Origin of the sequence: Streptomyces roseus (genome assembly GCF_001044425.1) — a bacterium.
Classification (GTDB): domain Bacteria; phylum Actinomycetota; class Actinomycetes; order Streptomycetales; family Streptomycetaceae; genus Streptomyces; species Streptomyces roseus.
The window spans coordinates 48,447-57,179 of sequence record NZ_LFML01000062.1 but is presented as its reverse complement, the minus strand read 5'-3'; the positions used below and the strand labels follow the sequence as shown (position 1 = coordinate 57,179).

Annotated in this window: 9 protein-coding genes; 3 read left to right on the top strand and 6 right to left on the bottom strand. The window is 74.6% G+C overall.

Annotation, left to right across the window (positions count from 1 at the left end; translation table 11 throughout):
- From ACS04_RS16630 to ACS04_RS16620, 3 genes are all read right to left on the bottom strand, one after another.
- Positions 1–709 (bottom strand): AAA family ATPase (locus ACS04_RS16630; protein WP_048477403.1); only part of this gene is annotated, 709 nt, incomplete at its 3' end.
- Positions 706–1,872, bottom strand: coding sequence for an exonuclease SbcCD subunit D (locus ACS04_RS16625; RefSeq protein ID WP_048477402.1), 1,167 nt, complete (start codon positions 1,870–1,872; stop codon positions 706–708). The genes ACS04_RS16630 and ACS04_RS16625, both read right to left, overlap by 4 nt.
- 123 nt (positions 1,873–1,995) lie before the next feature.
- Positions 1,996–2,622 (bottom strand): YigZ family protein, encoded by a 627-nt coding sequence (locus ACS04_RS16620; protein ID WP_048477401.1) that lies wholly within the window; start codon positions 2,620–2,622, stop codon positions 1,996–1,998.
- A 152-nt stretch (positions 2,623–2,774) separates the two neighbouring features.
- Here ACS04_RS16620 and ACS04_RS16615 point away from each other — a divergent pair, with 152 nt between their 5' ends.
- Both ACS04_RS16615 and ACS04_RS16610 read left to right on the top strand, forming a co-directional pair.
- Complete coding sequence (locus ACS04_RS16615) at positions 2,775–3,179, top strand: CoA-binding protein (protein WP_048477400.1); 405 nt, start codon at positions 2,775–2,777, stop codon at positions 3,177–3,179.
- Between the two features lie 84 nt (positions 3,180–3,263).
- Positions 3,264–4,130: a DMT family transporter gene (locus ACS04_RS16610; RefSeq protein ID WP_048477399.1), complete on the top strand. Its 867-nt coding sequence runs from the start codon at positions 3,264–3,266 to the stop codon at positions 4,128–4,130.
- Positions 4,131–4,158: 28 nt separating this feature from the next.
- On the opposite strand, the gene ACS04_RS16605 is transcribed toward ACS04_RS16610, so the two are convergent.
- Positions 4,159–4,929, bottom strand: a complete 771-nt coding sequence (locus tag ACS04_RS16605; protein WP_048477408.1) for an acyltransferase — start codon at positions 4,927–4,929, stop codon at positions 4,159–4,161.
- 137 nt (positions 4,930–5,066) lie between these two features.
- On the opposite strand from ACS04_RS16605, the gene ACS04_RS16600 reads away from it, so the two are divergent.
- Entirely contained in the window at positions 5,067–5,630 is a 564-nt protein-coding gene (locus tag ACS04_RS16600) for a gamma carbonic anhydrase family protein (protein ID WP_048477398.1), read from the top strand.
- 57 nt (positions 5,631–5,687) lie between these two features.
- On the opposite strand, the gene ACS04_RS16595 is transcribed toward ACS04_RS16600, so the two are convergent.
- A complete protein-coding gene (locus tag ACS04_RS16595) occupies positions 5,688–6,335 on the bottom strand; it encodes a DedA family protein (RefSeq protein WP_048477397.1) in 648 nt (215 codons plus the stop codon).
- A 57-nt stretch (positions 6,336–6,392) separates the two neighbouring features.
- Positions 6,393–8,733: beta-glucosidase family protein (locus ACS04_RS16590; protein WP_048477396.1), on the bottom strand; the 2,341-nt coding region annotated here is incomplete at its 5' end.

Sequence of the window (8,733 nt, the reverse complement as noted above, 5' to 3'; positions counted from 1 at the left end):
GGTGTCCGGGCAGCGGCCAGGCGCGCAGGTCGGCGCAGTCCCCGGCGGCCTGGGCGAGGCGCTGGGCGGTGCCGAGCACCTTCTCGTCGCCGGCCCGGACCTTGGCCTCGGCGGCCCGGCGGCGCTCGGCGAGCAGCTGCTCGACGGCGGCGAAGCGGCGGGTGTCGAAGAGCCGGCCCAGCAGGCGGCCCCGCGCGGCCTCGTCGGCCCGCAGGAACCGGGCGAACTCGCCCTGCGGCAACAGCACCACCTGGCAGAACTGCTCGCGGCTCATGCCGAGCAGCTGCTCGATCTCCTCGCCGATCTCCTGGTGGGAGCGGCTGAGCGGCTGCCAGCCCTCCCCGTCGAACTCGCGCAGCCAGCTCTGCGCCTTGTCCTTGGTGGTGCCGCTGCCGCGCTTCTTCGGCCGGTCCTGCTCGGGGCGCCGGGTGATCTCCAGGCGCCGCCCGCCCGCGGTGAGTTCGAGGGTGACCTCGGTCGGGGTGCCGGCGTCGGCGTGGTCGCTGCGCAGGCTGGTGCCGGGGGCCTGTCGGGGGCCGGGCACCGATCCGTACAGGGCGTAGCAGACGGCGTCCAGGACGGAGGTCTTGCCCGCTCCGGTGGGGCCGTGGAGCAGGAAGATCCCGGCGCCGGACAGCGCGTCGAAGTCGATCTCCTGGGGTTCGGCGAACGGCCCGAAGGCGGTGATCGCGAGCCGGTGCAGCCTCATCGGCGGGTCTCCTGCCGGCTCTCGTCCGCCCGTACGTCCTCGAAGGCGCCCTGGAGCACGGCCCGTTCGGCCTCGTCCGCGACCCCGCCGCCGCGCACGTGGGCGACGAAGTCCTCCGCGATCTCCTGGTCGCTGCGCCCCTTGAGGCGCTGCGCGTACGAGGCCGCGCCGGACTCCTCGCGGTCCTCGGGGTCGAAGGCGAGGCTGAGGGTGTGCGGGAAGCGGGCGGCGAGCCGGGCCATCGGGTCCTCGGGGCGGACCGGGTCGGTGAGGGTGGCCTCGATCCAGGAGTCCTCGTACGCGGCGTACCCGGGCTCCTCCAGCAGCGTGTCGAGCCGGCCGCGGAGCCGGGCGAGCGGGCGCGGCACGGGGGTGTCGAGCCGCTCGGCGGTGATCTCCCCGGCCGGGCCGAGGTCGATCAGCCACATGGTCTTGCGGTGGTCGGCCTCGGAGAAGGAGTAGGCGAGCGGGGAACCGGAGTAGCGGACCCGTTCGTTGATCGTCTGGCAGCCGTGGAGGTGGCCGAGGGCGGCGTAGTCCACCCCGTCGAAGACGGCGGCCGGCACGGCCTCGACCCCGCCGACGGCGATGTCGCGCTCGCTGTCGCTGGCCTGCCCGCCGGTGACGAAGGCGTGGGCGAGGACGACGGAGCGGGTGCCGGGGGCGCGGGCGGCGAGGTCGGCCCGGACCAGGTCCATGGCCGCGCCCAGCACGGCCTCGTGGCTCACCCTGCCCGCGCCGAACCGGTCCTTCACCAGGGCGGGCTCCAGGTACGGCAGTCCGTACACGGCCACCTCCCCGTGTACGTCGGCCAGCACCACGGGGTCGGCACACCCCTCGGGGTCGGTGCGCAGGTGGATCCCGGCCCGGCCGATGAGCCCGGCGCCGACGCCGAGCCGCCGGGCGGAGTCGTGGTTCCCGGAGATCATCACGGTGGGCACGCCGAGGTCCGCGAGCCGGTGCAGGGCCCGGTCGTACAGCTCGACGGCGGACAGCGGGGGCACGGCCCGGTCGTAGACGTCGCCGGCGACGAGGACGGCGTCGACCTCGTGCTCACGGACGGCCTCGACGAGGTGGTCGATGAAGGCGGCCTGGGCCGCGAGCAGGTTGACGCGGTGGAAGGACCGGCCGAGGTGCCAGTCGGAGGTGTGCAGGAGCCTCACTCGCCGGCCCCGCCGGACGTCTGGCCGCACATGTCTCTTCCGTCCCCCTGGTCGTCCCGGTCGTCTCCCGCTCGCTGAGCCCCTCTACGCTAACGCGTCGCCGGGGCCCGCACGGCACGTCCTTCAGGACGCGTAGGTCTCCCCGCCGAGGGTGAGGGTGGCGCTGCCCGCCGTGCTGTCGGCGAGCCAGGCCTCGAAGGCGGGCAGGTCCGCCTCGGGCAGGGCGACCTCGATCTCGACGGCGGCCCCGTAGCGCAGGTCCACCACGGTCCGGCCGGTGGAGCGCAGGTCGTTCTGGGTCTTGCCGGCCCGCTGGTGGTCCACGGTGACGGTGGCCAGCCGGTAGCGGCGCCGGGTGACGGTGCCGAGTGCGTCGAGGGCCTCGCCCACCACTCCCCCGTAGGCCCGGATGAGCCCGCCGGCGCCGAGCTTCACGCCGCCGTAGTACCGGGTGACGACGGCGACGGCGTACCGGACGTCCCGGCGCATCAGCATCTGGAGCATGGGCACCCCCGCGGTGCCGCCGGGCTCCCCGTCGTCGCTGGCCTTCTGTACGGAGGCGTCCGCACCGACGACGTACGCGAAGCAGTTGTGCGTGGCGGTCGGGTGCTCCTTGCGGACGCGCGCGATGAACTCCTGCGCCTCCCGCTCGGTCGCGGCGGGCGCGAGCGAGCACAGGAAGCGCGAGCGGTTGATCTCCGCCTCGTGCACGCCCTCCCGGGCCACCGTCACGTACTGGTCCGACTTCACCGCTCCACCCTAAGCCGTTGCCGGGGCCGACCCGGCCGCCCGCGGGTGCGGCCCGCAGCCGCCCCGGGAATCGGGCGCGCGGCCCCTCGGTTGATCACTGGTGCGGGCCGCGGTGGCGGGCCGCGTCCGGAAGGCAACAGGAGGCGGCATCCGTGAACGGCGACCCGGCAACCATTCGCAAGATCCTCACCGAGCTCGGAGACACCTGGGCCGTGGTGGGGCTGTCCAACAACCGGGACCGGGCGGCCTACGGGGTGGCCCGCACGCTCCAGCGGTTCGGCAAGCGGGTCGTCCCCGTGCACCCGAAGGCGGAGACCGTGCACGGCGAGCGGGGCTACGCCTCGCTCGCGGAGATCCCCTTCAAGGTCGACGTGGTCGACGTCTTCGTCAACAGCCGGCTGGCCGGGGCGGTCGCCGACGAGGCGGTGGCCGTGGGGGCGGAAGCCGTCTGGTTCCAGCTCGGCGTGATCGACGAGGCCGCCTGTGCCCGGACCCGCGAGGCCGGTCTGGAGATGGTGATGGACCGCTGCCCCGCCATCGAGATCCCGGCCCTCTGACCGCCCGGTACGCGGTCGCGCGCGCCGCCTGAACTACCGTGCGGGGTGTTCCCTGCCGCACCACCCGTACTGCGAGGCCCCGTCATGACCGCCCTCTTCGCCCTGGCCACGGCCCTGCTGTGGGGTCTCGCCGACTTCGGCGGAGGGCTGCTGACCCGCCGGCTGCCGGCGCTCACGGTGGTCGTGGCCTCCCAGGTCCTCGCCGTCGTCGCGCTCGGCGCGGTCGTCCTGGGCACCGGTGCCTGGCGGGAGGCGGGGCCGCAGCTGTGGTTCGCGGTCGCGGCGGGCCTGGTCGGGCCGGTGGCCATGCTCAGTTTCTACGAGGCGCTGGCGCTCGGCCCGATGGGCGTGGTCTCGCCGCTCGGCTCGCTCGGGGTGGTCGTGCCCGTCGCGGCCGGGCTGGCGCTGGGCGAACGGCCCGGGCCCGGCCAGTTCGCCGGGATCGCGGTGGCCGTCGCGGGCATCGTCCTCGCGGGCGGCCCGGAGCTGCGCGGTGCCCCCGTACAGCGACGGGCGGTCGTGCTCACGCTGACCGCTGCCTTCGGGTTCGGCGCGGTGATGGCCCTGATCTCGCACGCGTCCAGCGGCGTCACCGGGCTCTTCCTCGCCCTGTTCGTCCAGCGGGTCACCAATGTGGCCGCGGGCGGCGCGGCGCTGTGGGTCCGGACCCGGCGCGGGGCTCCGGCCCTGCCCGCCGGGACCGGGCCGCGGATCCTGTGGGGGCTGCTGCCCGCGCTGGCCTTCGTCGGGCTGGCCGACGTGGCGGCGAACGGCACCTACTCCGTCGCCGCGCAGAACGGTCCGGTGACCGTGGCCGCCGTACTGTCCTCGCTCTACCCGGTGATCACCGCGCTGGCCGCGTTCACCGTCCTCAAGGAGCGGCTGCGGACGGTCCAGGCGGCCGGCGCCGGACTGGCTCTCGCCGGAACGGTTCTGCTCGCCGCGGGATAGCGCGTCGGCCCGCCGGCCCGCCCGCCTGCTAGCGCGTCTGCGCCGCGCGCTCCTCGGCCTCCGTCAGCAGCGCCACCGCGCGCAGCTGCTCCGGCGTCACCCCGTCCGGGATCGGCACCGGCGCCGGGGTCCGCAGCGGCGGCTGCCAGCCCGTGTCCGGCTGCCACCGGCGGACGATCCGCGCGGGCGCCCCCGCCACCACGGCGTGGTCCGGCACCTCGCCCCGTACCACGGCCCCCGCGGCCACCACCACGTTGCGGCCCAGCCGTGCGCCCGGCAGGATCACCGCGCCCGTGCCGAGCCAGCAGCCGGGGCCGATCTCGACCGGGGCGCTGCGCGGCCACTGCTTGCCGACGGGCTCGTGCGGATCGTCGTAGCTGTGGTTCGTGGAGGTGATGTACACGCCGGGTCCGCAGAAGGTGTCGTCCCCGATGGTGATCCGGGTGTCCGCTATGACGTGGGTGTCGCGGCCGAGCACCACGCCGTTGCCGAGGACGAGCACCGGCTCGGTCCCGAGGTCGAGGCCCGGCATCATCCCGGCCGTGATCGTGACCTGCTCGCCGATGATGCAGTGGTCGCCGAGGCGGATCCAGGGCTCGCCGAAGACCGTGCCCTGGGGGAAGGCGAGGCGGGTGCCGTGCCCGATCGCGCCGAAGCGCAGCCGTCCGGGGGTCTGCGCGGTGATCGCGCCGGCCTGCTGCATCCACCGCCAGGCGGCGTGGACGGCGCGGTTGGCGAGCCGCCGGCGCAGGGTGGTCAGGGCCGTCAGCGATGAGAACGTGTTCTGGTTCTTCGGCACCGGGTCACCGTAACGCGCCGGGCGCCCCGACCGCGCCGTGATCTTCACCCCATCGTCGGCCGGTTCGGGCCCGTGCCCTACCGTGCCGGTAGCGCGACACGCAGGGCACTCCAGCACCCAGGACTGAGGAAGAGAACATGACGTATCACGCGGACCGGGGCCAGGCACTCGTCGCGGGCGTGGGCGGCAAGAGCCCCCGGATCGACCCCACCGCCTTCACCGCGCCGACCTCGGTCGTGGTCGGCGACGTCACGATGGCCCCGAACTCCAGCATCTGGTACTCGGCGGTGCTGCGCGCCGACTGCGGTCCGATCTCGCTCGGCGCGGACAGCAACGTGCAGGACAACTGCACGCTCCACGTCGACCCCGGCTTCCCGGTCACGATCGGCGAGCGCGTCTCGATCGGCCACAACGCGGTGGTGCACGGCTGCACCGTCGAGGACGACTGCCTGATCGGCATGGGCGCCACCGTCCTCAACGGCGCGGTGATCGGTGCCGGCTCCCTGGTCGCCGCGCAGGCGCTGGTCCCGCAGGGGATGGTGGTCCCGCCCGGCTCGCTGGTCGCGGGCGTGCCGGCCAAGGTGCGCCGCGAGCTGACCGAGGAGGAGCGCGAGGGCATCAAGGTGAACGCCCTGATGTACGCGGACCTGGCGAAGCAGCACCGCGCCGCCGTCCAGCCCGAGCCCCCGCGCCAGCCTTAGGGTCCCGGTACGCACGCGCCGCGGCCCCGCGACGCCCGGCCGCGGGGCAGCCGGCCGCTACTCGGCCGTGGCGGCCGCCGTCCGCCTCTCGTCCTCGGCCGCGGCCGCCTTCTTCATCCGGCTCCGCAGCACCAGCGTCACCGTGAGGCCGATCACCAGGGCCAGCAGCAGCGCGACCCAGGAGAAGCCCTTCAGCCAGGGCTCCGCGACGATCCCGATCGAGTAGATGACGGCCGTGGTGCCGCCGGCCCACAGGATCCCGCCGAGGACGTTCGCGACGAGGAACTTCCAGTACGGCATGTGCAGGACGCCGGCCAGCGGTCCGGCGAAGATCCGCAGGAGGGCCACGAACCGACCGAAGAAGACGGCCCACATGCCCCACTTCTCGAACGAGCGCTCCGCCTGGGCCACGTGCTGCGGCCCGAAGTGCTTGGGGAAGCGGCGGCCGAGGCGCTCCAGCAGCGGCTTGCCGCCCCGGCGCCCGATCGCGTAGCCGATCGAGTCGCCGACGATCGCCCCGGCGGATGCGCAGATCCCCAGGACCACGGGGTCGATCTCGCCGTGCTGCGAGGCCAGCAGCGCCGAACTGACCAGGACGATCTCTCCCGGCAGCGGGATGCCGAGGCTCTCCAGCCCGATGACCAGACCGACCAGGAGATAGATGCTGACCGCCGGAATCGTCTCCAGCCATTCCTGGATGTGCACCGGTACGTCCTCCCGTATCGCGGCGGCGCGTCGCCTGTGACACGCCGAACGGGCAGCCTATCTGCTGTTGACCACAGCCTTTGCCTTCAGGTGGAGTTCGCGCGAGGAACGGCCCGCGAACACTTCACGACGGCCTGGACCCAGTACCCACGCGTGCGCCTCGGGGTCCCAGGAGGACAGCGCCCGGGCGTCGACGTCGAGGACCACCCGCTGCGACTCGCCGGGTTCCAGGGTCAGCCGCCGGTAGCCGGCCAGGGCGCGCACCGGCTGGTCGAGCTTCAGCTCGGCCGAGGGGCCGACGTACACCTGGGCCACCTCGGTGCCCTTGCGGCGTCCGGTGTTGCGGACCGTGAACTCCACGCGCAGCCCGTCGCGCGCCGGCCGCACGCCGAGGTCCTCGTACTCCCAGGTCGTGTACGAGAGCCCGTGCCCGAAGGGGAACAGCGGGGCCACCCGCTGCGCGTCGTACCAGCGGTGCCCGACGTGGACGCCCTCGCCGTACTCCTGGCGCCCGCCCACCCCCGGATAGCGCAGGGGGTCCGCGCCGACCGGGGTCGCGCGCTCGTCGGCCGGGAAGGTCTGGGTGAGCCGGCCGCCCGGGTCCACGTCCCCGAAGAGGACGTCGGCGGTGGCCGCCGCGCCTTCCTGGCCGGGGTAGTACATCTGGAGGACCGCGCCGGTGCGGGAGAGCCACGGCATGGTCGTACTGGAAGGGGTGTTCAGCACGACCGTGGTGCGGGGGTTCACGGCGGTGACCGCCTCGATCAGCCGCGCCTGCCCGCCGGGCAGCGCCAGCGAGTTCCGGTCGGTGCCCTCGGTGGCGTCCTCGTACGCGAACAGCACGACGCTGTGCGCCTGCTCGGCGGTCTTCACGGCTTCGGCGAGGTCGGCGGCCCGGGTCGCGTTCGTGGTGTGGCGCAGCCGGAACCGCTGGCCCTTGGCCCCGCCCTCGGCGAAGACGGCGAGCCGGTGCGGGCCCGCGGCGAGGGTGAGGGTGCGGCGGCGGACGGTGAGTCCGTCGGGCGCGGTTCCCAGGAGTCCGCCGGCGAACTGCTCGGCCGCGCCCGGCCGGACCGGGAAGAGCTCCTCTCCGTCCAGGCGTACGCCGGGCCGCTTGCCGGTGTAGTGGACGAGGAGCGTCCACTCCTCGTCCGCGGCGAGCGTGAACTCGCCCTGGTGGCTCCAGTTCCGCCCGGCCTCCACGTGCCGGTCGGCGAGGTCGGCGGCCGGGGTGAGCAGCTGCGGGGGCAGGGGGCGCCCGTACAGGTCCTCGCCGAGCGCGTAGCGCACCGTACTGCCGTTGCCGGCGCGGCCCCTGATGGCGTCGAGCGGGGCGGGCGCCCGGTCGGGGAGGACGTGCGCGCTGCCTCCGCCGCCGACGAAGGGCACCTGCCCGGTGGGGCCGATCACGGCGATCGAGCGGGCGGCGGCGCCGGTCAGCGGCAGCGTGGCGTGCTCGTTGCGCAGCAGTACCGCGCCGGCGGCCGCGACCTTGCGGGCGACGCGGGAGCCGGCGGCGGCGTCGCGGGCGGGCCGGGCCGGCGGGTGGGCCGCGAGCAGCCCGAACCGGTCCATGGTGGCCAGGATCCGGCGTGCCGCGAGGTCCACGGTCTCCTCGCGGACGGTGCCGGCGCGCACCGCCTGCCGGAGCGGGCCGCCGAAGTGGGTGCCGCCGGGCATCTCCATGTCGAGGCCCGCGCCGATGGCGGCGACGGTGCTGTGGGTGGCGTCCCAGTCGGACATCACCCAGCCTCCGAATCCCCAGCTCCCGCGCAGCAGCTCGTCGAGCAGGGGCTTGTTCTCGCAGGCGTACGTGCCGTTGACCTTGTTGTACGCACCCATGACCGCGCCGGCCCCGGCGGTGACGGCGGCTTCGAAGCCGCGCAGCTCCGTCTCGTGGAGGGGCTGCTCGGCGACGACGACGTCGACGGTGTCGCGGCTGTGCTCCTGGTTGTTCAGGGCGAAGTGTTTGACGGTGGCGATGAGCCCCTCGTCCTGGATGCCGCGGACCACCTCCGCGACGAGGTCCGCGGTCAGCCGGGGGTCCTCGGCGAAGGTCTCGACGTTCCGCCCGGCGTGGGGCGTGCGGATCAGGTTGGCCATCGGGGAGAGGATCACGTCCTGGCCGAGCGCCCTGCCCTCGCGGCCGATGACCCTGCCGTACTCGCGGGCCAGCGCCGGGTCGAAGGCCGAGGCCAGCAGTACCGGGGCGGGCAGCGCGGTGGCGGGCTTCGCGACCCGCACCCCTGCGGGCCCGTCGGCGATGCGCAGCGCCGGGATGCCGAGGCGCGGTACGCCGGGCAGGTACCCGGCCTGGCCGAGCGGGGCGGGGTCGGGGCCGCCGTGCAGCAGGGCGGTCTTCTCGTCGAGGGTGAGCCGCTCCAGCAGGGCGTCGATC

What these genes read in the sequence shown, in the direction of transcription:
- ACS04_RS16610 (WP_048477399.1), top strand. Translation starts at nt 3,264, where the DNA reads ATGACCGCCCTCTTCGCCCTGGCCACGGCCCTGCTGTGGGGTCTCGCC.
- ACS04_RS16600 (WP_048477398.1), top strand. Translation starts at nt 5,067, where the DNA reads ATGACGTATCACGCGGACCGGGGCCAGGCACTCGTCGCGGGCGTGGGC.